The organism is Chryseobacterium viscerum (assembly GCF_002899945.2).
Lineage (GTDB): Bacteria > Bacteroidota > Bacteroidia > Flavobacteriales > Weeksellaceae > Chryseobacterium > Chryseobacterium viscerum.
On record NZ_PPEG02000011.1, the window covers coordinates 65,359 to 91,306 of the forward strand.

Consider the following 25,948-nt stretch of genomic DNA (forward strand, 5'->3'; position numbering starts at 1 on the left):
TTAATTGAATTTTAAAAATAACAATACAATGCAAACAGCAGGAAATACAGTATTTATCACCGGCGGAAGTGCCGGGATTGGTCTAGCCATCGCTAAAAAGCTAACCGAAGAAGGCAATAAAATTATCATTAACGGGCGTAACGAAGAGCGTTTACAAAGTGCTTTAAAAGAACTGCCGGGAGCCATCGGAATTCAGGGAGATTTTGCAATAGATTCAGACAGAATACGCATCGCTGAAGAATTGAAAAATAACCATCCTGATGTGAATATCATTATCAATAATGCAGGTGCAGCTTTTGCTTATCTATTAAGCGAAACAACCAATGCCCACGAAAAGGCACAGATTGAGATGAATGTTAACTACATCGCCATTATTCATTTTACGGAGTTGATGTTGCCACACTTATTACAGAAAAAAGCTGCGGCAGTCGTTAATATTTCATCGATTGCGGTATATGGAAGTCACAAATTCTTACCTACCTATTGTGCGACAAAAGCTGCTTTGCACAGTTATACCGTAGCTCTGCGTTATACCTATGAAGAGCAGAAAAATGTTCAGATATATGAAGTATATCCACCGACTGTTAATACGGAATTTTCTGCTGAAATTGGCGGAGCCAATGGTATCCAGGCATCAGAAGTGGCGGATGAACTTTTCCTCGGATTAGAAAAAGATCAGTTTGATATTCCGGTAGGCGAAACCAAAAAATATGCAGCGGCGATTGGCGAAGCAATGGCTAAACTGGCGCAGTAAACATAGGATCAGCCGGGAATATTTTTCTTTTTTTAAGCTTTTAAATATACCAAAAATGAATATTCAGAACAAAACCATCCTCATAACCGGAGGCGCATCCGGAATCGGACTGGAGGCTGCCAAACAGTTTTTAGCTGCCGGCGCAAAAGTAATTATCACAGGAAGAAATAAAACAAAATTGGATGAAGTATCAAAATGCTATCCTGAGGTTACTGCGATACAAAGTGATGCTGCCAATGAAACCGATGCGGAAGCACTTTTCCAGCAAGTAAATGCTTTGGGCGGTATCGATATTTTATACCATAACGCTGGTGTAGGTGTTCCACCGATTAATCTGGGTATTCCCAACAAAAAACATCTGGAAGGAGCGGTGTATGAAATGGAGGTCAATTATTTCGGTGTCATCAGATTAAATAATCTGTTTATGGATATGTTGAAAAGCAGACCGGAAGCAGCCATCATTCACACAACTTCTATTCTGAGTATGATACCATCTGCAATGGAAGCAACGTATTCATCATCCAAAGTGGCATTGGCATTCTACACCATTTCACTTCGAAAACATTTGCAGGTTCTCGACAGCAGCGTAAAAGTTTTTGAACTGCTGCCACCTTTGGTAGATACGGATATGGTCGCAGACAGGGACGATAAAAAAATCAGCCCGCAGGCATTAGTCAACGGCTTGCTCGATGGAATTAAAAAAGATGTTTTAATCATCCGTGTTGGTGACAGCAAAGCAGTTTATCTTATGAACAGGCTATTTCCGAAGTTCGCATACGGATTGGTAAATAAAAAGAAGGCAGATAGAACATTGCTTCCTTAATTGATAAACAATAACATCCGGAAGGCATTACTCGTAAATTAGCCTTCATAAAACTAGTTTAAATTTTAAAAAAAAATATAAAATAATGAAAGCATATACCATCAACCGCTATAGCAAAACAGAACCTTTGAAGTTAAGCGAGATTGCCAAACCTGTAGTAAAACCAAATGAAGTTTTAATTGAAATCCATTCGGCCAGTATCAATCAGCTCGATGCCAAAATTAAAAGTGGTGAGTTTAAAATGATGCTGAAGTACAAAATGCCTTTAATTTTAGGGCACGATGTGGCAGGAGTTGTAACACAGGTTGGCTCTAATGTAAAACGATTCAAAGTTGGCGATGAGGTCTACAGCCGTCCGGTGGATTATCATATTGGTGGTTTTGCGGAGTTTATTTCGGTTGATGAAAGATATGTCGCATTAAAACCGAGTAATATTTCAATGGATGAAGCGGCTTCCCTTCCATTGGTAGCACTCACGGTATGGCAGGCTTTCGTGGAAAAAGCTCATTTGAAAAAAGGACAGAAAGTTTTTATCCAAGCCGGTTCCGGTGGGGTTGGTACGATTGCGATTCAGCTGGCTAAACATCTTGGTGCCACCGTTGCAACAACTACCAGTAAAGGCAATTTTGATTTGGTCAAAAATCTTGGCGCTGATGTAGCCATTGATTACAAAACCCAGGATTTTGAAAATGAGCTGAAAGATTATGATTTGGTGCTCAACAGTCAGGATACAAAAACACTGGAAAAATCCCTGCGTATTCTAAAACGTGGTGGTAAAGCGGTTTCCATTTCCGGTCCGCCAGAACCTGATTTTGCTAAAGAAATGGGATTAAGTTGGTTTTTAAAATTAGTATTCGGTCTTATCAGTAAAAAAGTACGTAAACAGGCTGAAAGATTAGGCGTGAGCTATTCTTTTCTATTTATGAAAGCGAATGGAGATCAATTAACTAAGATTACCAAATTGGTAGAATCTGGTGCTGTAAAACCTGTTTTAGATAAGGTATATAGCTTTAATGAAATGAACGATGCAATGGATTATGTGAACAGTGGCAGAGCAAAAGGAAAAGTAGTAGTTCGAATAAAATAAACTAAATAACATTTTAAAAATAAAATAATTTAATTCATCATAATGACAAATAAAGATTTGGTATTATAAATCGTACAGCAATATTTGGCAATATAAATATCGATGCACTCGACTAGTATTTCAGCAGGGATTATATTCAGCATAACCAGTTAATGCCAAACGGAACTGAAGGATTAAGACAATTGATTGCTACTTTACCGCCTGATTTTAAATATAAAATCACGACCGTCGCAGAAAATGATGATATCGTAATGGTGCAAGGGAGATTCTCCAAATGGTTTTAAAAAAATTATATTGCTGTAGATATTTTCAGAAAGATGGAAAATTTGTTGAACACTGGGATGTATTGCAGGAAGAAGTTCCGGCGGATAAAACGGTTAAGGGTAATGCTGTGTTACCGATTTTGTAGTGGAGATACAAATTTGGTGTTATTGATGCTAAAATTTATCCGTTACTCTGCTTAATTTGAAAATTGGCAAAAATCAGATGAAGCAGAAAAACAAAATGCAAAACCTCGATTTTTTTTACGAACGGTCGATGATTATATACAAATTGTAGTCATCATTATTTAGTTGTCAAGCATTAACTACCTCTGTAAGTCGAATAGCCAAACGGTGAAAGAGTAATAGGAACGTGATAATGATTCTCATCCTTGATTTCAAAAACCACTTCGATAAATGTGTAAAAGCTGTCTGTTTTACTTTTTTTGAAATAATCGTTGGTTAGATATATCAACTTATAGATTCCTTTATTTGAAAAAGATGACGGAAGAAAATTCGGAATTCGACCGTTGGCATCTGTTAATTTTTCGTCTACGTAAGTCCAGGCTTTTGATTGATCATTGAATTTTTCCAGTCTTATCTTGACGTCTGGAGCGGGAAGACCTTTTGACACGTCCAGAATATGTGTGGAAAGCTGAAAATCTTTGTTCTGTGCGGCGATGCTGATGGAGAAAAGCGTAAGTAGTAGAGTATTGATAAAAGATTTCATTTCTATATATTTTTAAATTTATTTAGTTAAGGTGAATAATTTCTGTGGCTTCTAAAAAAATTATTTGAACTCAATCTGATAAAAGGGAGCTCTCATAATTCTATGCAAAGTTAGATGGTATTAAAATCAAAAACGTTGTTCTACGTCAATGTTTATTACAACTTTGATCTGACTCTGCTCAGCGTTGAAGGTGACATACCAAGGTAAGATGCAACCATCCTGTTGGATACCCGAAGTAAAAGTTGCGGTTGATATTCCATCAGCCATTTCACCTTTTCCATTGCATCAAAGCCCTGAAATCCGTAGATTCTTTTCTGAGCTGTTATAAATCCAAGTTCCAGAATCTCCGTGTATATTTTTGAAAACTCAGGTATGGTCTCTACAAGATTATAAAAATCCTTTCTGGAGATACAGAGCAGTTCTGATTTTTCAATAGTTTGCACATACTCTTCAGCAGGTTTTTGGTCTATAAAACTGGGCAATGCGGTGGCGAAATTTCCTTCAAAGGCAAAATAGCGGGAATTGTCCAGTCCATCTTTTGTAGTGGTGAAAAGTCTGATACAGCCACTGTTGATAAAATAATAATATTTGCATACCTCATCATACTGAATCAGGATTTCGTTTCGCTTCGTTTTCATTAATTTAAAACAGGATTTGATAAGTTCCATTTTGGCTGTAGAAATATGGCCTTTACTTGCGATGAATTTTTCAAGAATCGAATACATTCAGATTTTAATTTTTTTTTAAAGTTACATTTTTTATACTGTCATTAGATCAGAATCAAATTGTACATGAGTCCATAATTCTCTATTTGATATTTCTGCATTGAGGAAATTTAATTAACTTAACCGGTGAAAAATCTCATTAACCTCTTAAAAGATCAATTATGGTAAAAGCTTTCCAAATTTTAAATATGGCCGCATTAGCCGTCACAATCTTAGTCAATTACCTTTCCAATACAGGATTTTTTAATAATGAAACAATGGCAAGTATTTCTGGAAAATTCCAAAATTTATTTACACCTGCGGGATATGCTTTTTCCATTTGGGGGCTTATTTATCTGTTACTTTTCGGCTTTGTAATTTACTATGGTTCGTTTGCCAAAAAGAACGATACCAAAGAAAAGGTGATAAGAAACACCGGTTGGTGGTTTGTGGTTTCCTGTGTCTCCAATTGTCTCTGGATTGCAACGTGGCTTTATGAATATACATTTCTTACCATTCCGATTATGGTTGTCCTCTTTATCTCTTTGATGAAAATTATTTTAAATAACAAAAGAACGATCGAAGCCGGAGACCTTCAGACAATATTATTTCTCCGCCTGCCATTTTACATCTACTCTGGCTGGATTTCCGTAGCTTTAATTGCGGACGTTGCAGCATATCTGAAAAAGATAGAATGGTCAGGATTTGGAATTCCTGAAACCATCTGGACAGTTGTAATGTTTGTCGTGGCAGCACTTATTCACCTTTATATGATTTGGAAACGGAATATGATTTCTTTCGCTATGGTTGCCGTGTGGGCATTGATTGCAATTGCAGCAGCCAACAAAAATTTTAATGATAGTGTTTATTATTTTGCTTTAGCTACTGCGGTATTTCTCTCGTTAAATGCTGTCGTTAAAATGTTTACTAATAAAACAGTAGTTTAAATCATAAATTTTAATTTTAATAAAATCGTATTAATGTTAACTCATTTGGATAATAATCAGATTGAAACTTTGGAAGATAGAAAAAGAATCGCACTGATCAATTCATTAAGCGGTTTTAAAAGTCTTAATTTGATTGGAACCGTAAACAGGCAGGATCAAACCAACTTAGCGATATTTAATTCCGTGGTACACATCGGAGCCAATCCTCCTTTGATGGGCTTTGTCTCACGTCCTGATTCTGTTGAGAAACATACCATTGAAAATATTAGGCAGACGTCTTATTACACAATTAATCATGTCAACAAAGATATTTTTGAACAAGCGCATCAAACCTCTGCAAGATATAAAAGAGATGAATCGGAATTTGACGCCACAGGTTTGACAATGGAGTACAAAAATAATTTTCCTGCACCCTTCGTATCGGAATCTAACATTCAGATTGGTTTGGAGCTGAGAGAAATTATCTCTGTGAAAACTAACAATACGCTTCTGGTTATTGGCGAAATTAATCATCTACAATTCCCATCTGACATTTGGGAAGAGAGCGGCATTCTGGATATCGAGAAGGCGGGATCCGTTACAGGCTCTTCTTTAGACGGTTATCATACCACTCAATTAATTACAAGGCTGAAATATGCAAAGCCTTGATAAATACAGTCTCAATAAGACAATTGAATGCATTATTGTTCTTCTAAACTTTGAAATTATTCAAAGTTTTACTGAGCGGTTATTTCAGTGAGAATTTTTTTGCCGTTTTCATTATTAGGGTTTAGATCAATAGATTTTTTGTACATCTCAATGGCTTTGTTCCTATCGCCCATTTTCAATAAGATTTCCCCGTAACTGTCATAGGTATTCCAACTTTTTGGGAATAGGTAAACATTGAGTTTGAAGATTTCCAAAGCCTCCTTCTGTTGATTATTAGACATCATTCGGTATGCCCAGTTATTGAGTTCATCTTCTTTCGGGCTAAATTCTGGATTTGTATTTTGTTCTTTTTTTACAAATTCAGTAGCTTTATCAAATCCTTTTTCCCGAAGATTTTTTCTTAAGTAGGTTAATGGATCGGCTTTCACTAAATCGGGGTTGTAACAACCTGCAATCTCTTCGATAAAGTCTTCGGGAGCACTTCCAGCCAGATTGGTCAGTACTACAATTGACAGATTATCGTCAGGATATACCATTATTACAGATCTGTTGCCTCCGGACATTCCGATTGCGTTATGACTTTTCCTAAATTTTGTAATTCCCCAGCCACGCGCCCAATTGGTAGGGTCTCCATTATTGAACGTGGCTGGTGACCACATCATATCCAATGTTGATGATTTTTGAAATTTTCTGCCATTTTGTAAAGCGATGAGCCAATTTGCCATATCTTCAGCGGTACTATTGATACCAGCTCCAGTTCGGGTGAAATCAGGAAATTCTGTGTAGGTATTGGTCAGTTTCGCTTCACCTTTTTTACCGTCAAGAAACCTATTGTAGCGATAAGATGGTGCATAGTTTGGGATGATGTCTCTCGAATCTCCAAATACCGTGTTTTTAAGATGTGCAATTCTAAACTGATTAGTCTCAAAATCGGTTGTAAAAGGTTTTTTTGGTAAGCTTTTCAATAATTTTTCCCAACAAATAATAATTGGTCTGGTTGTAGCTAAATTGTTCTCCTGTTTTAAATTCCAAAGGAAGTGTTTTAAGTTTTTCCCAAATGGCAGCTTCAGTTTTTAATGGTCCTATATTCCCGATCATCGGATCAATAAGTTTCAATATCTCAGGTAATCCTGAAATATGGGTCAGCAACTGATCCACCGTCATTTTTTGCCACTCATCCGGAATATCATCCAGATATTTGCTGATCGGGTCATTCAATCAGATCCTGTCCTGTTCGACCAACTGCATCACGGCAACGCCGGTGAAAACCTTCGTGTTGGAATTGATAGGAAAGCTGGTTGTACTGCTGACAGGAATATTGTACTGCATATTTGCGATTCCATAGGATTTACTTAAAATGATTTTTCCTTTTTGTACAACTGCCAGTTGCAGTCCCGGGATTTTTCTTTCTTTCATTTCTCGGTCAATGATTTCATCAACACCATGGTTCATTTGCTGTCCAAATAAATGTAGCGAAAATAATAGGAGTAAAAAGTAGATTCTTATATGGTTGAGACAATCATAACTGTGTTTTTATTACATCAGGAGAAAAAAGGCAAATTGATCAATATTTTATTTCTCTCCATATCTTTAGAGATAAAATCATTAAGCCATTAAATTCTTTTCCTAAGTATTAGTAATTTATTTATTGATCTATAATAAGCAGATAATATTTCAACTACACTGATTCCATATGAGGCTCCCTGATTTTCTATAGCAAATATATTCCGTTGTCTCTGCGGAAAAAGATTTTTTTTGGGTATCAGGGATCGGAGATCCCAGAACCTCCACAAAAAGATTTAATTTATCAATAGATTGGTACCGGAAACACCCGGATGTGAAGCAATACTTGTAATAACTCCAGCCGTGCTTTTCGCTCTTCCGCTGAAGTTCTAAAGCAATGCCTGGCTGTACGCTTTCCCAGGAACATAGGAAGATGTTGACTGAAGATTATCAAAATTGATTATTCCTTCCCGATTTGCTACACTTGAAACGGTAACAACATGAGCATCTGGTGCTTTACGGAGCAAAGGAAGCAACTGGGCTGTCAGTGCAAAATGGCCTATATGGTTTGTGCCGAACTGTAACTCAGACGCATCGGCAGTTTCGAGCCTATTTTATTGATGAGCAAATTGATGGCTTCACCCTTTTCAATCATTTTCGAAGCACAGGATTTGATTGACGATAGGTCCGCAAGGTCTATTTTTTCAAAACTCACTTTTACCTTCGGATTGATTTGAAAAATTTTAGCAATTGCCTGCGCTCCTTTTTGAGAGGTGCGTCCCATCATTATAATGTTCCAACCTACGGAGGATAATGCCAATGCATCTTCGTAACCAAAACCTTCCGTACTGCCGGTAATCATAGCTAAACCGTCTTTTTTTTGAGGAATATTTGCAGCTGTCCAATTTTTAATTTTGTTTTGCATTTTAATTTTTATTCGTTAATGCAAAGTTGGCACAACAATAAATATTTGATTTATCCAAAACGACTGTTGATGTAGTCAAAAAAACAGTTATTAGTCATTTGTCTGTCAAGCACTGCCACACATCGCCCATTGAGTACAATATTCTTATAGCCATTTCACAGAGCCTTGAACATTAAAATTAAATAATGCAGGGAGAAGACAATTTAAGAGGGTCAACAAAAGAATTATACAAAAAGAAAAGCAGGAAACTACGGATTGGAAGTGTCCGCACTAGGTTTAGGTTGTATTGGCTTGAACTTTCTGGTTGGCAAAGGCTCATTGATCTCGATTTACTTCGTCCCATGTCGGTCAGAAGCTGAAGATTATGTTGGTGATCTAGACAGTCAGGACATTCTCTCAAATTTTTGGCCCCTCGGAAACCCTGATTGACCATTTTCAAAAAGTTAGGGCGAAGAGTACTTTTGAAAAATAGATTGTTCGCTGGCATCTGCATTTTTTTCGATTCCTTCATTTCCTGAAAGATAATTTTTTGTAAATTGAAAATTCTATGTACTTTAGTTAAACACAATTATTTTTGAAGAAGATCACAATTATTTTTTTTACTATTCTGTCACAATTCATAAATGCACAGATAGACGACAAAAAGCAACAGGAGATTCAAAATTTATGGAATAGCTCTGACAATTATATACTTAAGGATGCCGTAAGGTCATTGAGATATGCCAAGAAGGCCTCCCTGTTTTCTGAAAGGTATGGAGATTCTTTTAATAGGGCGAAATCTTATCTGATACTGGGAAAGTGTCTGCTTTCAGTAGACATGCACAGAGAAAGTCTTTTTTATCTCAACAAAGGGCTAAAAGAAACAGCTACTTCCGAACATCATGTGTTAAAAATTCTTTTTAAAGAGTTTAAAGGTGACAATTATGGGAAAATGGGTCTTGCGGAACAAGAGTTCAATGAATATTCTGACATTTTATCTTTTGTGCCCAAAGATGAAAAAAATCACGAGTATCAGAGATTGATATCCCGCACCTATGCAAGGTTGGCTGATAATCTTAATAAAAGGAAAGAATATGCTAAGGCTGATAAATACATCAACAATGCAATAAAAATACAGGAGAAGTTTTCGGAAGGTGAAATCTATAATATTTATATGATAAAGGGGAAGATATGCTTGAAAAGAAAAGTATACGACTCTGCCTACTACTTTTTTAATAAAAGCTATAATCTGGTCAACAAAGATGTAGAATATGAATACATAAGCTTAAATCTATTCGGGGATTACTATAAAGAAACAAACGATATAACTAAAGCTCTTTCATATTATGAGCAGGCTTTGGCTAATATAAAAAAGTTCAATATAGATGATGTTCCAAACAAAGCTGAACTATATAAAAATCTGTCTCAATTATCAGGACAAGCAGGTCATATCTATAAGAAAAATTTTTACTCAGAGCTATATCAAAATGAGTATGAAAAACTGCAGAATAAAAACAATAAAGATATTCAATTTGCTGTCACATCTATATTGAATCAGGAAAAGCAGGAAAAGGAGATATTAAAAAAAAGTAATTCTATCATAATTTTTTCTATTTTGGGGGCTTCTTCTATTCTTGCATTTATCTTCTACTTTCAGTTTCTAAAAATAATCAAGAGGAAAAAAGAATTAAAGATTAGGTTTGAAAAAATTGTAAACGAACTAGAAGAAAGAAAGAAAATTCAAGAAAAAAACAGTTTGGAGAGCAATGGCAACCTATCCCGTGCTCAAGATTGCAAATCTCAAATCTCAGTTACGCGGAATACAAAGCTTATTTCTGATGAAAAGGAAAATGAGCTTGTATTAAAATTAGCAAGGTTTGAAAATGGAACAGCATTTACCGAAAAAGGATTTACACAATCCAATCTTGCGACGATCCTTGAAACCAACACAAAATATCTCATATATATATTAAAAAGGCATCGAGACAAAAACTTCAACGACTATGTTAACGGACTTAAGATAAATTTTATCGTTGATAAAATTTATAATCACCCAGAGTATTTGAATTATAAGATCAGCTATTTGTCTGAAATATGTGGATTTTCGTCCCAAAGTCGTTTTACAAATATCTTCAAAAAAGAACAGGGAATGTCACCTTCGGAATTCATAGCCCAACTATCAAAAAAAAGGAAAGTTATAATTAAATGATTTCCAGAAATATAAATGTAACGGTTTGTTCTTTTCCGGAATTGTGCCAATGAGAATATAGGATTAGGTGTTGACTCATCTATATATTTGCACCGAATCAAAATCACATCAAAATCACTATTTCACATTTGGAATTTTATTAGTGAAGACCAAGTACAATCAAATAATCTGTTAGTATTAAGAACATTAGAACAAGCAAAATCTCAGTACTCAATCTCCAAAGTTTTCCTGAATAGTATTTATAGCTATGGGGCAGTTTAGGTTGGTTTCATGAGAAGGATTGCATATTTATGGGCTGAAAAATCAGTGCATATTGATTTTCAAGTTACTTATCTCTGATTGTAATTCGAAAATATCCTTTAAATATTAGAACACAATGTCGATTATAAATGAGAGGGATAATTTAGAAATAAGGAAATCCTGATCGAAAGAAGTTACAGAAAGCGGGGCAGATTGTCCCGATCTGTAACAACTTTTCAAATCACAAGCGATACATAAAAGAAAATGCATTGAGCTACAATTTATGCATGAGATCTTTCTTTCCGAATGTTTAAAAATATTGAATAATTTAAAGTAGCATCACAGGCATCTGTGATTTTGCTAGGCTTTCAATATATATATAATTATGCAATCACAAGATCTTAATAAAACAAATCTAGAGGATTTTTTAGTTTCACTGTCGGAAATTTTGGACCGTACATCCTCCGAAGATAACAAAGTCCAAGAACTAAGAAAAATTATAGCCTCCCGAAACAATGATTATTATACTTTACAATCAATTTTTGATTTTCTGTGCTCTATTTCTTTTACTGCTGATTTAAACGAACTTGAAAAATGTAAAAATTTATTTGTAACAATGTAAAGAGACACAGAAAAATAATCCATCTCTTATTAAATGGCTGGTTCGGAGTAAAGCATATTTACAGTTATGGATTACGACAGGTTAAAGTGCTAAAATGCGCTTAATATTGATATATTTCAGGAAACAGTAGTTGTTACGTAGTTGTTTTTTTGTAATTGAACATGTAAAACCAGGTAATTTGCGACAAGTTTATTTGGTGTCATCAATCAAAAAAAGTAGAATATCAACTTTACTTTTTTACATTCTGTTGGTTGGGAGGGTACGTTAATATAAATAAATTTAATCAAGGCAGTAGCAAAAAGAATACTCTCTTTTACAGGTTAAGCATAATAATTAATATACATTAAAATAACAAGAATGAGAAAAACAATTATTTTTACGTTTGTACTATTTTCATCCATTGCATTTGCTCAGGTGGGCATTAATACAGAAAATCCACAGCAGATATTTCATGTAGATGGAAATAAAGACAATCCAACTACAGGAATACCTAATCCTGCCCAGCAAATCAATGATGTGGTTATTACAAGTAATGGACAAATAGGAATAGGAACTACTTCTCCTATTTCAAAATTGGACGTTAAGGGTAATATTTCTTTAAATACAAACTCAGCGGGAACTGCTTCATCAGTAAGATTCTACGAAAATTCCTCAAATGGTACAAACTCAGTATCACTGCAGGCTCCTTCCAATCTTAACACAGATCGTTCCATTACCCTGCCATCCAATACGCCTTCAAACGGATATGTACTAAAAACAAATGATCTGGGAGTAACAGAATGGGGACCGGTGAATCCTGCTTCTGCGACATTGGCATCAATCTCTTTAAGTAATTCCTCAGCAGGGTCTACTGCTATCATCAATGGAGGTACAGGCGGAGTAGCGGTAAATCAGAGATTTTTTCAAAAGTTTGACAATACGGTCACGGATCCTAATGCGAGATTCGATGTCAATACCGGCACTTACACGGTATCCCAATCTGGCATCTACCTCATAACGGCCTACATTATGCCAAATTCGGCACCAAGTAGGAATGAAATGGGATTCTACTATCCTGTTAATCTGGAAATTAGGAAGAATTGTGGAGGAGATCCTTCTGGAGGTACTAATATAATGGACAATGCAACGATAAGATGGGCAACCCCTGGACAAACAATCTTACGTTATTCTGTGGTAGTTACAGGCATGGTTTCTCTAAATGCAGGTGACACGCTAAATACGGTTATTTATCTGAACGGCACCAATGCCTTGTCATCAAATACTTCTGGCATCTCTTACCCCTCAAATTTTACATATGCGAACATTTCCGACTTTAAAGCCTTATTTAGTGTTACAGCTCTATAATATTATTTAGAGAAAAAACGTCGTTTAAGTTGAAATAGTAATGTAATAAACAAAACTTCAAGCCTGGGATTTATTTTAACCTTACTACGAACCTTTAGGGCTTCTATTTTTATAAGAAAATAATGAACTACCGTGAAATTTATATAGGTCCTTTGATCAAACAGCTGGTTACAGAACTCGGGATCGAATCATTTCGAATCTGTAATTTTTTAAATGCTACAGAATATGAAATTAATCTAATGTACAAGTCCAAAACCCTAGATACGGAAACTCTTTTAAAATGGAGCAAATTGCTGGAGTACGACTTTTTCAGGATTTATACACAACATCTGATCCTGTACTCCCCGCTAAATTCTACAGACAACCCGGATAGGACCGGCAAAACTACATCGTTGCCCCAATTCCGTAAAAACGTCTACACAAAAGAAGTAGTAGATTTTATCTTGGAAAAAATAGAGTCGGGAGAAATGACCAAAATACAAGTAATGGAACGATACAAAATACCTAAAACCACCTTATACAAATGGATACAGAAATACAAAGATTAAAGCCTGATTATAAGCTCATCTATTCTGATATTTTACAAAGTAAATATCCTGAGAAGATTTCTTCCTGCGAAGCTATGATACAAAAAGAATATCTCTCAACATTGGAAGTTATTAAGCTAAATATCTTGATTTTTGGTAATTCAGATAAACAGTTAGCAAAAAAAAATCAGAGGCATCGTGCATACGACCGATCAGACATACTCCATATACTAAAATATCAGAAAGAGAACAGGTTAAACAATAAAGAATTAGCACTTCATTTCCGCCTTAGCAGGAATACGGTTACGAAATGGAAAAAGTTATTTATGGTCGAATAACAGAAATATCTGCCCTTTTATTCGATAGAGGAGCCTATCGAATTTTGATCAATTTCAAAATATCATCACATCTGGATTATTAGTTGAGTTACATCCCACTATCAAAAAAAATCGTGAAATCATACCGACCACTCAATATTCATAATACAACAGAAATTTCAAAACAGCTGTAATCGATTGATTTACAGTTGTTTTTATTTTATAGTTTTGCATATTTCCAGAATTCTGCCAATATACATCTTGGATACCATATTATAATCATCCTAGTTTTGCACTATTAAAGTCAGAGCACGACATGATGGATGTCTGATGATTTATCAAAAACGCAAGCACTTATTTGCATGGTAAATCTCACTACTATATATAATTGATACTAATTTTAAAAACATATTTTGATGAAAAAAATGCTTATTATCTTGACTTACGGAGTAAGTTCATTGATGCTTGGACAAGTGGGAATAAATACCGAAACACCACACCCAAGTTCAGACCTCGAACTTGGCTCCGCCAATAAAGCCCTGTATCTAAATAGAGTAGGGAATCCTGAAATCAATATCACTTCTCCACAAAATGGAATGATACTCTACGACACCTCAAAAAAATGTGTGAGAGCTTATCAGGCCGATGCCTGGTCGGACTGCTTTGGATCTATTGTACAAGGTCCTGGAACGATAACAGCTTTAGATTGCGCTTCAGCAACTCATACCGGAACTTTGATCAATAATGGGACTCAGTATAATTCAGGAATCGAAACAGCAATTCCCTATACAGATGGAAACGGCGGATCTTATTCTTCGATAAATATTAATTCCACCGGTGTAACAGGTCTTGTTGCTAGTTTGACGGCAGGAAACTTTAATAATGGCAATGGAACTTTAGTATTTCAAATAACAGGAACCCCATCCGGTGCAGGGAATGCAGTTTTCACGATCAGCATAGCAGGACAAAGTTGTAGCTTTACGCGATTTGTTGAACCTGATACGCCTATTATAGGTACAGTGGTTACTCTGGATTGCAACGCAAAACTATCACCGACTGCTATTTTTGTTGAGCAGAGTTATAACGGACAATTAAAAATTCCTTACACAGGAGGAAACGGCGGAACCTATGACGCACATTCATTTACTACAAAAGGGCTCACATTTACCCGAAATGCTGGTAACTTTTCTACAGGCAATGGAGAAATTATTTATACAGTATCCGGAACTCCAAGCTCCACAGGTGCAATAATACTTACAGATATTAATTTTGGCGGACAAGCTTGCACATCTATGAATGTAGGTGTAGTTACAGGATTCACATTATATTGCGGAACAGGATCATATCAGCCACTTCTAAACCCTGATACAATGACCGCCGGACAATTATATACTGGAATTTACACGATAAAATATTTTACAACTGCCGGAGGTTTTTATGCTGGTACAGCATACCCTGCTGAAAGCTTTACGATAAATGGACTTACATTTTCTCGCTCGGCTGGCACTTTTGTGGGAGGTACAGTAACTGATATAGTTTACAATGTATCTGGTTCTCCAACCAATAGCGGTAATATGAATATTACAGTTAATTTAGCTGATCAATCATGTACTATCGTAAAATATGTTGAGGGGTTAGTTGCTTCTGTTACAAATCTTCGATGTTCTGCGGCATACCATTCGGGAGAACTGATAGATGGTTCTACCTATACTGACAACTCTGTAATTACCCTTGTGCCATATGTTGGAGGTAATGGTGGCTCATATGCAGGTATCAGCATTAACTCAACAGGAGTCACCGGACTAACCGCAACCATTGAAGGTGGAACATTGAATAATGGTAATGGCAATTTTGTTTTTAAAATTACAGGAACCCCGTCCAAAGCAGGTACAGCAACATTTACGATTACTATAGCAGGAAAGACTTGTAGCTTTGACCGAATGGTAGCTATTAACTCGGGGTCAGGTAGGATAACTTCATGTCGATTAAGTATGATATTGGGTGTTGAACCAATAAAAGTTGGTACATATACAAGTCATAATTCTGTAAGAATCGCTTACGAAGGAGGGAATGGAGACAACTATGCTGGCCAATATGTAGATGCCGAAATTGTTAATGGATTAAAAGCAGTATTACAACCGGGAACATTTAATAATGGATCAGGATATGTTGAATATCACTTAATGGGTAATCCAACCCATGCTGGTAATGCAACATATAACCTAAATCTTGGTGGCAGTAGTTGTAGCTTTAGTATACCAGTTTCAAACCCTTAGGAATTTATGCTATTCTGACTGAGATAAATTAATATGTTAAGTAATTGATATTCCTGAACAATGGCAAAATCTGATTATCAACCTTGATACCACCATCAACCGTTCTATGAAACTAACCTGAGTTTGCCATTTAATAAAACAGAATTGTAAACATTATTCTGAATCTGCAAGGAATTACTAGTCCTTAATTACGTTGATATATTATTTATAAAATAATGATCCGGAAGATTTTAATTTTCCGGATTTGTTATGCATATTTCCAGAGAGCTCCGTTTCTCATATTTGGCCTTTTTTCAAACAAGAATTTTCAAAGCAATTAAAACAATTAGAGCCTACTGGTATGTCCTATATGATAGTAGACCTTTAGCCAAAAAAACTTCTTTATGTGCTTGTCTTAATTAAGTGTTAATATCAATTGTTTAATAAGATAAAGTAGTCGTTAAGTAGTCGTTTTTTTGTACTTGAATGGGAAAAATTTGGTCATTTGCAACCGAAATATTTCTGAAAAAATGCAAATAAGACTTAAAACAATTTTACTAGTGCAAACATATTCCTTGAATAAGATCATGATCCATTGTTTTACGGTCATTACACAAAAGCACAAAAAAACAACATAAATTTTCACACAAATGAAAAAATACATTATTGCCCTATCTGCACTTTCCACGTCTCTGGTTTTCTCACAAGTTGGTATAAATACAGAAAATCCACATGCCACACTGGATGTCAGCTCATCTGCTTCTGATCCTACAAAGACTGATGGAATTATTGCCCCGAAGCTATCGGGTAATGAACTGAAGGCAAAAGACTTACTCTATACAAGCCAGCAGCGGGGGGCAATTGTCTATGCAACATCCGCGGCCAATCCCACCACCACCAAGACGGTGAACGTCACCCAGGAAGGATACTATTACTTTGACGGGAGTATATGGGTCAGGTTCTCCACTGCATTGCCAGGCGGAAATGGAAATGACATTAACATTTACAAAGATAATGGCAGCCTGACGGGGAATCGTGATGCAAACCTGAACGGATTTAACCTTGCTTTTACTGGAGAGGGAAATTTCGGAATCGGAACTACCGCCGATCCGGTGGAAAAGTTGGAGGTTGTCGGCGATTCGCGTATAAAGGGTAAAGTTGTTATCGGATCAAGTTCAGTTAACAACAAAAATGCGGCTTTGGCTGTACGTAACATAGATGCTACAGAACCTATAGTTCGCTTTACTAATGTAGATGGCTTCAGACAATTTTCCGTAACAGATGCCGGGAGTGTAGGGATTGGACTGGGTACAATAGAACCCACTGAGACTTTGGATGCAAGCGGAAACGTAAGATTTAGAAAGGTGCCTCTCGAGACAACTCTGGACGCGACAGACAGAATAATGGTTTTAAAAGGTGACGGAACAGGTAAGAAAGTATCATCCTCCACTTTAAAGTCCGAGATCGATACCAACACTAATATCTATACTGACAATGGGACTTTGTCCGGAGATCGGACTGTAGCCCTAGGCGGAAACAATCTGAATTTTGCAGGAAACGGGTCAGTCGGCATTGGTGTCGCAGCACCTGCTGAAAAGCTGGATGTTGCAGGCACAGCACGTTTAAGAAATGTGCCTAATGGCAACATAGATGATAGTAGAATGCTGGTAATAGACAATGACGGGACTGTTAAGAAAAGTTCTCTTCCTCCAGCCAGTTCTTTTGTCTTGTATGATACCAATAATAATATAGTTACCCGAAATGCCGATGATGTGGTGAGGCCTTTGGCTTTTGAGGGGGCACCGGAAAGAATATATGCAGATTACATAGACAAAGTAAACAATACAACCTATCGTGTGAAAAAAACTGGCGTATACACAGCGGAAGTAGTTGTTCAATACAGCAATATTCCATTTAGTACTGAAGGAAGCAGGGTCGGATGTCGGGCTGTACTATCAATGGGGTCTAAAACATTAACTCGAATCGGAGATAGATTTACTACTTCCGCTGGAGTAACGTCAATTTCCAGAAGCGTAATTCTTAATGCCGGTGCTGAAATATCCGTGACAACAGGTTGTGGCAGACCTGGAAATGAAACTTACAAGACAAATTCGGGTTCCACTCTTTTTATCACCTACATGCCTTTGTAATATTGTATTTTGCGATCTATATCAATTACAGGGTGTTGTTGCAAACGCCCTGTAATTGATTAAATAATCACCCTCGTCTCGGGAAACCTGACAAGGAATGTCTGATATAGCCAATGATACAGGCTATGCTGTTTTTGTCCTATAGAGTGAAATGTTTACTATTATTCTGCTTTGTGGGAATGATAAATACTACATTTTAGACCGAAATTCTTCTTCTCCTACGACAATTATACTCAGCGTGGCAAACATTTCATTTCTTTACCTTATAGGTAGCTTTGGATATATATATTATTTAATTTCCCTAGTTTATGAAAGAGTCTTAAAGTCATACTTTCTAAAATAGTTATATTTACAGCATCAACTATAAATTAACTGTATGGCAATATTTCGACTATTTGTGCTTTTTCTTTTTTGTTCACAATTTAGTTTTTCTCAGAAAACAAAAGAAGATATCGCTTATGAATACTTAAAGAAGCAAGACTCTTTATATATTCAGTTTCAATTTGAAAAAGCCAATGAATTTGCAAATAAGGCAAAAAAAATAGGGATAGAACTCAACGACTCTAAAATCAGGGCTCGTGCCTATCAGAAAATGATGGTTAATTATTCATATTTAGGTCATTATAAAGAAAGTATAGAGAGTGCAAACAATGCTTTAAAAGAGGATTACACAAACAATAACTTGATTTATAAGCTATCCTGTTATAAAAATTTAGGGATAATCTATAACCAACTACATTATAAAGAAAAAGCTGTTGAAAGCTTTAAAAAAATGATTACGGAAATTCCTAGAAATACAGAGGATGTTGAATTAAAAATAGAGCTTGCCTCTGCCTATTTCAATTTGGGACTTATATATGATTATGCTCCTGAGAATGCTGATTCCATAGATAAATACATGGGTGTTTCCCAAAAAATTTTGGAAGAATGCCCACCAGAAAAGGTGGCTTTGCAACTGTATTATTCCTATATTTCTTTTGCGAATAGCAATACAGAATTAAGACACAGATTAGATTCTACAAAAATATACTTAGACAAGGCCCATAACATCATTACCAAATATAAGCCCGATTTCATCATAACTGATTACAATATTTCTTTAGGACGCTATTGTTTTATGCGTAAAGATTACAAAAAAGCTTTGGAAATTTATTTAAAAGTAGCACAAGAACTTGAAAGCAATCCGTACGAAAATGCAAATTTAAAAACCGTTTATCAAGACATTTCTGAAATATATGAGTCTTTTGGAGATGAAAAAAAATCAAAAGAATATTATGAGAAATTTTTTCATGCGAGTGATGTTTTAAATGAAAATAAAAAAAAGAGTACCGAATTTACTTCAAAAAATATTTTGAAGGACGAAATAGAGGTAGTAAATCTTTCATTTACTAAGAAAATCGTCCTGACTTCTATCGCCTTTTTGATTATAATGTTTGCTGCAATTGTTTATTACCGCAAACAAAAAAGGAAATTTAAAATACAACATTTAAATTCTCAGGAAGATATACAGGAAAAAGAAATCATTATTTTAGAAAAAGAAAAAGAGGCCGCCGAGCTTAAGCAAATAGCCAATACTTCTTTCAGCGAAGTGCTTGAACTTGCAAAGGAAAACAATCCGCATTTTTTGAAGAGATTTCAGGAAGTCTATCCAGAATTTTACAATAGGATTTTAAAGATCAATCCAAATCTGAAGTCATCGGAAATTTCTCTCTCAGCATACATTTTTCTTGGTTTTTCGAATAAGGAGATTGCGGACTATACGTTCAAGTCTATCAGGACAATCGAAAGCAACCGGTATAACCTGCGCAAAAAATTAAACCTGCCAACGGAAATAGACTTCTTTGTATGGTTGAATTCAATGAAAGACTTCTGATATTATAACGAATGAGGATCATCCAAAAATTAAAAGAGAATAGTTATTTTGCAGTTAGCTTCATATTTCTAATATTAAATAGTTGTAAAGAAAATACTGTTAAAAGGGATTTCATTGGCTACAGGGGGCAGATTAAAAAAGAACATGAAAAAGAAATTATATTTTAAAAGTGGAAATTTGAGAAGGTTTATGTTTATAACAATACAGATAGCTATGTAACTCAAAAAGATCGTATAAGAGGTGATAAGGTTATAAATAAGATTTTTGAGTTTAGAAAGAAAGAGATTTTTATGAATAATAGGGTTGTTGGTGAAACTGATTACGGTGGAGAAATTTTTATAATAAAAGGTATTGATACTCCAACAGATAAATATTTTTTGTATCATTTGAAGAATAATGTTTTGACCCTGAAAAATGATGTTGGTTACTGCGAAGATAATAAGTTGATTAAAAGTTTTCCCATAGAATTAATCTTTTTAAAAACTAACAATAACTAATGGTAATGAGCAGTTTTATCTTTTTTAGGTTTTGATATGTTTGTTAAATTATTCTCTTAATTCAATAGTTCACATACAATCAATTATTTTATTTCAAAAACGTATCTTATAGTGTGTATTCGTAAAATAACCTCGGGTATGAATCCATTTCTGTCAGTTAAAGTTTCAATAGGCTCCAGGTTTGATTTAAGACCTGTGAAAAGTTGGGGACTGTATAACGCTTTCAAGACGAACCAGCAGATGGTAAATAAAGCAATCGTGCTGATCACCAGATAAATGTTTTGTAAAAAGCGTTGATCCTGTCCAAGATATTGGAGTCCTAATTTTGCCAGAACAAATAAATGGGCAAAAAGGAAAAATATAGTGATCTGAAACAGCCATTTATAAATGCCATTATCGTGGTTCGAATAGTTCTCCAGATACACAGCTTTATATTTTTTTAAGCTTATGAATATGAGGATGATATATAACTTATTCAGGCTGGATAATTACAAAGCGAGTTATGAAAGTTATTTTTTAATTTTTCACGAATGCATATTGTACTTCAGTATCATTACCAAATACGTACTCTGTCCTTTGGTTTAAGATAAAGTTTATCCTCTTTTTTGATATTGAAAGCTTTATACCAGGCATCAATATTTCTTACAACACCATTTACACGGTATTGGGCAGGTGCATGATAATCTTTTTCAGCACTTAGCCGGTAGGCCTCCGTTGTGTAAAGGCTTCTGTTTACTTGTGCGAAAGACAAAAAATATCTTTGATCGGATGTAAAACCATTGAGGTTTTTCTTTTCATACGGATGATCTTTCAGATAGAGTTGATACGCTGTGTGAGCAACAACAACTCTTGTCAGGTCACCTATATTTTCTCCCAATGTTTGTTTTCCATTCAAATGAATTCCCTCTAATGGAGAAAAGCTGTTATATTGTTCAATAAGGAGCTGAGTACGATTCTCAAATTGTTTTCTTGTTTCCGGTGTCCACCAATCTCTCATCACGCCATTACCGTCAAACAGGGATCCCTGATCGTCGAAACAATGCCCAAGCTCGTGTCCGATAATAGCGCCTATTGCACCGAAATTAACCGCTGCATTTGCATTTGGGTCAAAGAAGATAGGCTGCAGAATTCCTGCTGGAAACTCTATAGAATTGTATAATTTGCTGCTCGTGGCATCAACAGTCTGTGGCATTTGGTACCATTCTTTACTGGTGAATTTTTTATCAAGAAGTGATCTTTCATAATCCCAATTCGATCTTGCGATCAGCTGTTCATTAGAAATGGGGTTTTTTACATCGAACTTTAGTGACGAATAATCACGCCAAACCTCAGGATATCCAATTCTGACTGTTACTGCATTTAGTTTTTCTATTGCTTCCTTTCTGCTTTTTTCATCCAGCCAATCCAGTTTTTTAAGTCTTTCAGAAAATGCAATACGAACATATCCAACCAGATCTTGTATCCTTTTAAGCTGGGATTCAGGAAAATATTTTTCGACATAAAGTTTTCCAACAAGCTGTCCCAAGCGATTGTTTACATACTGTATTGATTTTTGCTCTCTTGGAACAACAATGGCATTTTGGTAAATGCTCCTAACTTATTTTATTTAATAGGTAAAGCATTTTTGCCGACTATAATTATCCATTTTAAGGATTTGTAAATTATTATTGCTTTCCTATTTTTGTTTATCACAATATAAGGTATTGAAATTTAAATTTTTATAAATTTTTAACGATTGGTAAAATCAAATTAAAAAAATGATTATGGATGGTGAATTACAAAATAAAATAATTCCTTTGCTCATCAAAAGAAATAGAAAATACTCTATTTCCAAACAAATAATTTTTGAAACAGGGTTGTACCTATACGATGAATTATCAAGCCTTCAAGTTTCAGAAGATGAAGTTGATCTTATGGAGGAACTATGGTCACAGCATAAATATAATCAAATAATAGCAAAACAATCGAAGATTGGTATTAAAAGGATAGAAGAGATTCAGCAGAAAGTTCTACGATCTGTTTTAGAATTGTTCAATGAAATCAATCGAATAAAAGCAGAACGACGAATGCTAAGGGGAAAATATTTTTTAAGAAGAACAAAACTGTTTCTAATTATCAAAAAAAATAACAGTCTTAAAAATGACCAGATCTTTGACAGTCAATTCAAATTTAGTACGCGGTTCAGGAAAATAATAAAGAGTCTGAATATAGTTACTTATCAAGATATTATAGAGGTTCCTATATGTGATTTTACTAAATACAGAGGTTTTCAAGGCAAATGTTTACAAGAATTAATTGACTTTATCGAGTTTGAAAATATTGAAGATAAGTTCGGCGGTTTTAGTGCATTTAAAAAAAAATATTACCGTGTAAAGAAATAATTGACAATTTCGATAATAAATATCTATCAAAGCGTGGTAACTCGTCCTTCAATCTTCTTAGCTTTATCTAAGGCCTGTAATGTATATAAACTTCTGTACAATCATAATTTTAATTTCATTTATTTATATATAGTGATTGATTAACTATTTGCTGAGTATCCATTCATTAAAATCTATATTGGCATCTAAATTTATTTTTTTTCTGATTCTATATTTTTTAGACTCCACTGTTCGTATAGATACATTTGTAAAAGTAGCAATTTCCTTGTTAGAAAAAAGTAGTTTAATAAGCCCAATGAATTTCATATCATTAATATTAAGTTGTGGATATTCTGATAACATGCCTTCATAAAAATCACTATAAACCTCCTTGAATTTTATGATAAAAGTAGGATCGTTCTTCGTAGCGAGATATAATACATGTTCTCTGTTTTCATCAACCTTTTTCTTTAGAAAATCTAATTCTTGCTCTTTTTCATTCAGTACAATTTTGGTCTTTTCTTTTTTATTTTTCGAGATTCTTTTTAAAATAAATACAAAGAAAAAAGAGAATATAATAATGAATGCTGTAAAATAATATAAGTTTTTCTTCCTTTCTTCTATGTTTTTCTTTTCTTCTTTAAAAAACTTTTCTATTGGAAGATTTATTACTTTTTTCTCAGCCTGATTCAAACTATCATTAAGTGAAGAATACTTAAGAAGATATTCGTTTTCCTTTTCTATATTTTTCTCACCTCCATATGCTTCATATATCAGTTTGTAACTTTCTCTCTCCCTAGTCTTAAAACTCATTTTTTTCGCTATGGTAAGAGCTTTAAAAAGATATTGTAAAGATTTTCCGTATTCTTTTTTTACGATATATAATTTTCCATAAGCCATTAAAACATTACACTTTCCCTCCATTGGTGCATTTAAAGATTTGGCTAAATTGTTAGCTTTGCTAATATAATATTCCGCAGAGTCAATCCTACCTTTCTCCAAATTCCTGTCTGCGATTGTTATGAATAACATTGGTTTTGGTGAGGTCATACATTTTTTTTCGTAGCTATATACAGAATCCATCTGATTAAGAAACTTAAAGCTGGATCTTTTCCAGTCATATACATTTTGTTTACGTTTTTCAGCTAATTTTTTATCCTCAATGCGGGAAGCGAAATACAAAGATTTGTTAAAATTTATAATAGACTGTTGATATCCTCCAAGTTTATGACTATACATTCCGTAAATAAGGTATAAATGTGATTTTAAAGAATTGTTATCATAATCTTTTAGTTGTTTTTCAGCTATATTTAAGAAGTAAAAACAATGTTTCAGCATATTCATGCCAAAACAACACTGTGAGAGTTCTAGATAACCTCTAATTTCACCTTTTTTGTATTTTATTTTTTTTGATTTTACAATAATTTCTTTCTGAAGTATTGCAGCTTTTTTATAATTGCCCATATTCCATTTTATTTTACTTGCTTTTTTTTGCAAAGTATCAATTTCTGCAACAGTGATTTTTTGGGCTTCAATAGAAAATAGGTGGAGTACAAAAAAAAGACAGAATAACTTCTTAAAAGGATTGATGAATATCATGTTTTTATTTGAGAGTGTAAATGAAAATTGTATATATTGTCAGAAATTGATTTAATAATTATTGTTCGTAAAGAATAGGAAAGCTATAATGATAAATTTTTACACACTGCATTTTTTTACAAAATTAAGTTTTTAATTAAGTTTTTAATATTGTTTAGATTGATGCAGTGGGAGTTTTTGATCAAAATTTTATTTTTAAGTGTAAATGCAGTGTTGTTTTTTTATCTGTGAGATGAATCCCAGAAATGTTTGATCGTATTTAGATGTTAATTTTTACATCAGCTCTTAATTACAATGCTTAATTTTAAATATGAAAATTATTAAAGTTGTCTTATAAGCTTTTGTATTAGATCGCTTGATCATTGATTTAATTTATACCATTGAAGCGTTATAGCAGTGTGTATTCCGAAAACTTCATGTTTAATTTTAATTATTGATTTTCAGTGATGAGATGTTTTTATGTTGTTGATTTTCAATGCAAAGTGCTAATGAAGTGTAAATGCAGTGTTAATGATTAGCTTTATTAGTGCTTAATTTGCAATACATAAAAATGCAATAAATATGAATAAATCTATTTTACTCATGCCTATACTTTTAGCAGGTTTGGCTAAAAGTCAGGAAGGCAGAGTGGGTATTAATACCGTGTCACCCAAAACTACATTAGATGTAAACGGAAAAAGCGATAGCAACGGATTGTCGTTGTCTGGCGATATCACCGGTTTACAAGCACCAAGACTTACCAGAGCAGAATTGACTAATAAAGGAAACACTTTATATGGTGTAGATCAAAGAGGTGCCATAGTGTATATTACGGATGTGTCTGGAGGAAATAACGTTTCTCAAAGAGTAAATATTACTTCTGTGGGGTATTACTATTTTGACGGTGCGGTATGGAATAGAATAGCATCCAATTCCGGAGCATTGCTAAACCCTGTTACGAGTGACAACGGTTTAACAAAAACAGGCGATAATATACAGTTGGGTGGAACGTTAATAAAAAACACAGACATCGCTACTGCAGGATTCAATACCACATTTAGTGGAACAGGAAATGTAGGTATTGGTACTACATTACCAACTCAAAAATTAGAAGTAGTTGGAAACGGGAGATTCGTTTCTTCAAATAATTTAGTCGAAGCTGTTGTCAATAATACTCCATCTCCAGGATTAAATCTTATAAAAAATGGAACTGCTAATTTAACTAATCCAACAGTTATGGGCTTCATGAATTTTGGAGGTAGAATAAATAATACGGATAATCAGTCTATATCAACTATCGTTAGTGAATATAGAGGAAACGGTACTAACAATTTGTCTAATCTCGCATTTCGTACGAGTGGGATTGTAGATACTGATATGATTTTAAGCGAATCTGGAGATTTAGGAGTAGGAATCAATATTTTACCTACTCAAAAACTCGATGTAGATGGCAATGTGAGATTCAGACAAGTACCAGAAAACGCAAGCATTGATACGAATGATCGAGTAATGGTATTGGATAATACAGGTGTTGCAAAAAAAGTTCCTTTATCATCAGTACAGTCAACTGTTACAAGTGACAACGGTTTAACAAAAACTGGAAACAATGTACAATT

22 protein-coding genes and 2 pseudogenes are annotated in these 25,948 nt (G+C 34.5%); 17 read left to right on the top strand and 7 right to left on the bottom strand.

Annotated elements, in window-relative coordinates:
* Positions 1-28: 28 nt before the first annotated feature.
* The 4 genes from C1634_RS22740 to C1634_RS26445 all read left to right on the top strand — a co-directional run bounded on the left by C1634_RS22740 (position 29) and on the right by C1634_RS26445 (position 2,948).
* A complete protein-coding gene (locus tag C1634_RS22740) occupies positions 29-754 on the top strand; it encodes an SDR family oxidoreductase (RefSeq protein ID WP_103233064.1) in 726 nt (241 codons plus the stop codon).
* 55 nt (positions 755-809) lie between these two features.
* On the top strand, positions 810-1,577 hold the full coding sequence (locus C1634_RS22745) for an SDR family oxidoreductase (protein WP_103233063.1): 768 nt from the start codon (positions 810-812) through the stop codon (positions 1,575-1,577).
* Between the two features lie 85 nt (positions 1,578-1,662).
* Complete coding sequence (locus tag C1634_RS22750) at positions 1,663-2,664, top strand: NADP-dependent oxidoreductase (protein ID WP_109739174.1); 1,002 nt, start codon at positions 1,663-1,665, stop codon at positions 2,662-2,664.
* A 152-nt stretch (positions 2,665-2,816) separates the two neighbouring features.
* Positions 2,817-2,948: a hypothetical protein gene (locus C1634_RS26445; RefSeq protein WP_262509924.1), complete on the top strand. Its 132-nt coding sequence runs from the start codon at positions 2,817-2,819 to the stop codon at positions 2,946-2,948.
* 298 nt (positions 2,949-3,246) lie between these two features.
* Here C1634_RS26445 and uraH read toward each other — a convergent pair whose 3' ends face one another.
* The gene (gene uraH / locus C1634_RS22755; protein ID WP_103235224.1) at positions 3,247-3,654 is read right to left on the bottom strand and encodes a hydroxyisourate hydrolase; all 408 of its coding nucleotides are present in this window, start codon (positions 3,652-3,654) and stop codon (positions 3,247-3,249) included.
* A 155-nt stretch (positions 3,655-3,809) separates the two neighbouring features.
* Positions 3,810-4,379, bottom strand: coding sequence for a Crp/Fnr family transcriptional regulator (locus C1634_RS22760; RefSeq protein WP_109739175.1), 570 nt, complete (start codon positions 4,377-4,379; stop codon positions 3,810-3,812).
* A 161-nt stretch (positions 4,380-4,540) separates the two neighbouring features.
* Here C1634_RS22760 and C1634_RS22765 point away from each other — a divergent pair, with 161 nt between their 5' ends.
* Both C1634_RS22765 and C1634_RS22770 read left to right on the top strand, forming a co-directional pair.
* Positions 4,541-5,305, top strand: a complete 765-nt coding sequence (locus C1634_RS22765) for a hypothetical protein (RefSeq protein ID WP_103235225.1) — start codon at positions 4,541-4,543, stop codon at positions 5,303-5,305.
* A gap of 33 nt (positions 5,306-5,338) precedes the next feature.
* Positions 5,339-5,953: a flavin reductase family protein gene (locus tag C1634_RS22770; RefSeq protein ID WP_103235226.1), complete on the top strand. Its 615-nt coding sequence runs from the start codon at positions 5,339-5,341 to the stop codon at positions 5,951-5,953.
* Positions 5,954-6,021: 68 nt separating this feature from the next.
* On the opposite strand, the gene C1634_RS26450 is transcribed toward C1634_RS22770, so the two are convergent.
* From C1634_RS26450 to C1634_RS26345, 3 genes and pseudogenes are all read right to left on the bottom strand, one after another.
* Positions 6,022-6,918 carry a serine hydrolase gene (locus C1634_RS26450; protein ID WP_109739176.1) on the bottom strand — a complete coding sequence of 299 codons (897 nt, stop codon included), beginning with the start codon at positions 6,916-6,918 and terminating at the stop codon, positions 6,022-6,024.
* Positions 6,878-7,405, bottom strand: a pseudogene (locus C1634_RS26455) (serine hydrolase domain-containing protein). Before C1634_RS26455 ends, C1634_RS26450 begins: the two are co-directional and overlap by 41 nt.
* A 610-nt stretch (positions 7,406-8,015) precedes the next feature.
* Positions 8,016-8,381 (bottom strand): SDR family NAD(P)-dependent oxidoreductase, encoded by a 366-nt coding sequence (locus C1634_RS26345; RefSeq protein ID WP_228410141.1) that lies wholly within the window; start codon positions 8,379-8,381, stop codon positions 8,016-8,018.
* 883 nt (positions 8,382-9,264) lie between these two features.
* On the opposite strand from C1634_RS26345, the gene C1634_RS22795 reads away from it, so the two are divergent.
* The 9 genes from C1634_RS22795 to C1634_RS26160 all read left to right on the top strand — a co-directional run bounded on the left by C1634_RS22795 (position 9,265) and on the right by C1634_RS26160 (position 20,670).
* Positions 9,265-10,569, top strand: coding sequence for an AraC family transcriptional regulator (locus tag C1634_RS22795; RefSeq protein WP_165835386.1), 1,305 nt, complete (start codon positions 9,265-9,267; stop codon positions 10,567-10,569).
* A gap of 1,219 nt (positions 10,570-11,788) precedes the next feature.
* Positions 11,789-12,775 carry a hypothetical protein gene (locus tag C1634_RS22805; protein ID WP_103235428.1) on the top strand — a complete coding sequence of 329 codons (987 nt, stop codon included), beginning with the start codon at positions 11,789-11,791 and terminating at the stop codon, positions 12,773-12,775.
* Positions 12,776-12,897: 122 nt separating this feature from the next.
* Entirely contained in the window at positions 12,898-13,323 is a 426-nt protein-coding gene (locus tag C1634_RS22810) for a recombinase family protein (RefSeq protein WP_109739179.1), read from the top strand.
* Positions 13,299-13,640: a transposase gene (locus C1634_RS22815; RefSeq protein ID WP_103233669.1), complete on the top strand. Its 342-nt coding sequence runs from the start codon at positions 13,299-13,301 to the stop codon at positions 13,638-13,640. The genes C1634_RS22810 and C1634_RS22815 overlap by 25 nt, the downstream gene beginning before the upstream one ends.
* 395 nt (positions 13,641-14,035) lie before the next feature.
* Positions 14,036-15,895, top strand: a complete 1,860-nt coding sequence (locus C1634_RS22820; protein WP_109739180.1) for a hypothetical protein — start codon at positions 14,036-14,038, stop codon at positions 15,893-15,895.
* 629 nt (positions 15,896-16,524) lie between these two features.
* On the top strand, positions 16,525-18,024 hold the full coding sequence (locus C1634_RS22825) for a hypothetical protein (RefSeq protein ID WP_103233667.1): 1,500 nt from the start codon (positions 16,525-16,527) through the stop codon (positions 18,022-18,024).
* 376 nt (positions 18,025-18,400) lie between these two features.
* Positions 18,401-19,897 (top strand): tetratricopeptide repeat protein, encoded by a 1,497-nt coding sequence (locus tag C1634_RS22830; protein ID WP_109739181.1) that lies wholly within the window; start codon positions 18,401-18,403, stop codon positions 19,895-19,897.
* Between the two features lie 290 nt (positions 19,898-20,187).
* Complete coding sequence (locus C1634_RS22835; RefSeq protein ID WP_103233665.1) at positions 20,188-20,394, top strand: hypothetical protein; 207 nt, start codon at positions 20,188-20,190, stop codon at positions 20,392-20,394.
* Positions 20,395-20,532: 138 nt separating this feature from the next.
* Positions 20,533-20,670: a hypothetical protein gene (locus C1634_RS26160; RefSeq protein ID WP_165835387.1), complete on the top strand. Its 138-nt coding sequence runs from the start codon at positions 20,533-20,535 to the stop codon at positions 20,668-20,670.
* A gap of 277 nt (positions 20,671-20,947) precedes the next feature.
* Here C1634_RS26160 and C1634_RS22840 read toward each other — a convergent pair whose 3' ends face one another.
* A complete protein-coding gene (locus tag C1634_RS22840; protein ID WP_317047509.1) occupies positions 20,948-21,982 on the bottom strand; it encodes a M13 family metallopeptidase in 1,035 nt (344 codons plus the stop codon).
* A 175-nt stretch (positions 21,983-22,157) separates the two neighbouring features.
* On the opposite strand from C1634_RS22840, the gene C1634_RS22845 reads away from it, so the two are divergent.
* Positions 22,158-22,775, top strand: coding sequence for a hypothetical protein (locus C1634_RS22845; protein ID WP_123921547.1), 618 nt, complete (start codon positions 22,158-22,160; stop codon positions 22,773-22,775).
* Between the two features lie 144 nt (positions 22,776-22,919).
* Here C1634_RS22845 and C1634_RS22850 read toward each other — a convergent pair whose 3' ends face one another.
* Positions 22,920-24,353 carry a helix-turn-helix domain-containing protein gene (locus tag C1634_RS22850; RefSeq protein WP_103233662.1) on the bottom strand — a complete coding sequence of 478 codons (1,434 nt, stop codon included), beginning with the start codon at positions 24,351-24,353 and terminating at the stop codon, positions 22,920-22,922.
* Between the two features lie 582 nt (positions 24,354-24,935).
* On the opposite strand from C1634_RS22850, the pseudogene C1634_RS22855 reads away from it, so the two are divergent.
* Positions 24,936-25,948 (top strand): annotated as a pseudogene (locus C1634_RS22855) (hypothetical protein); the annotation flags it as partial.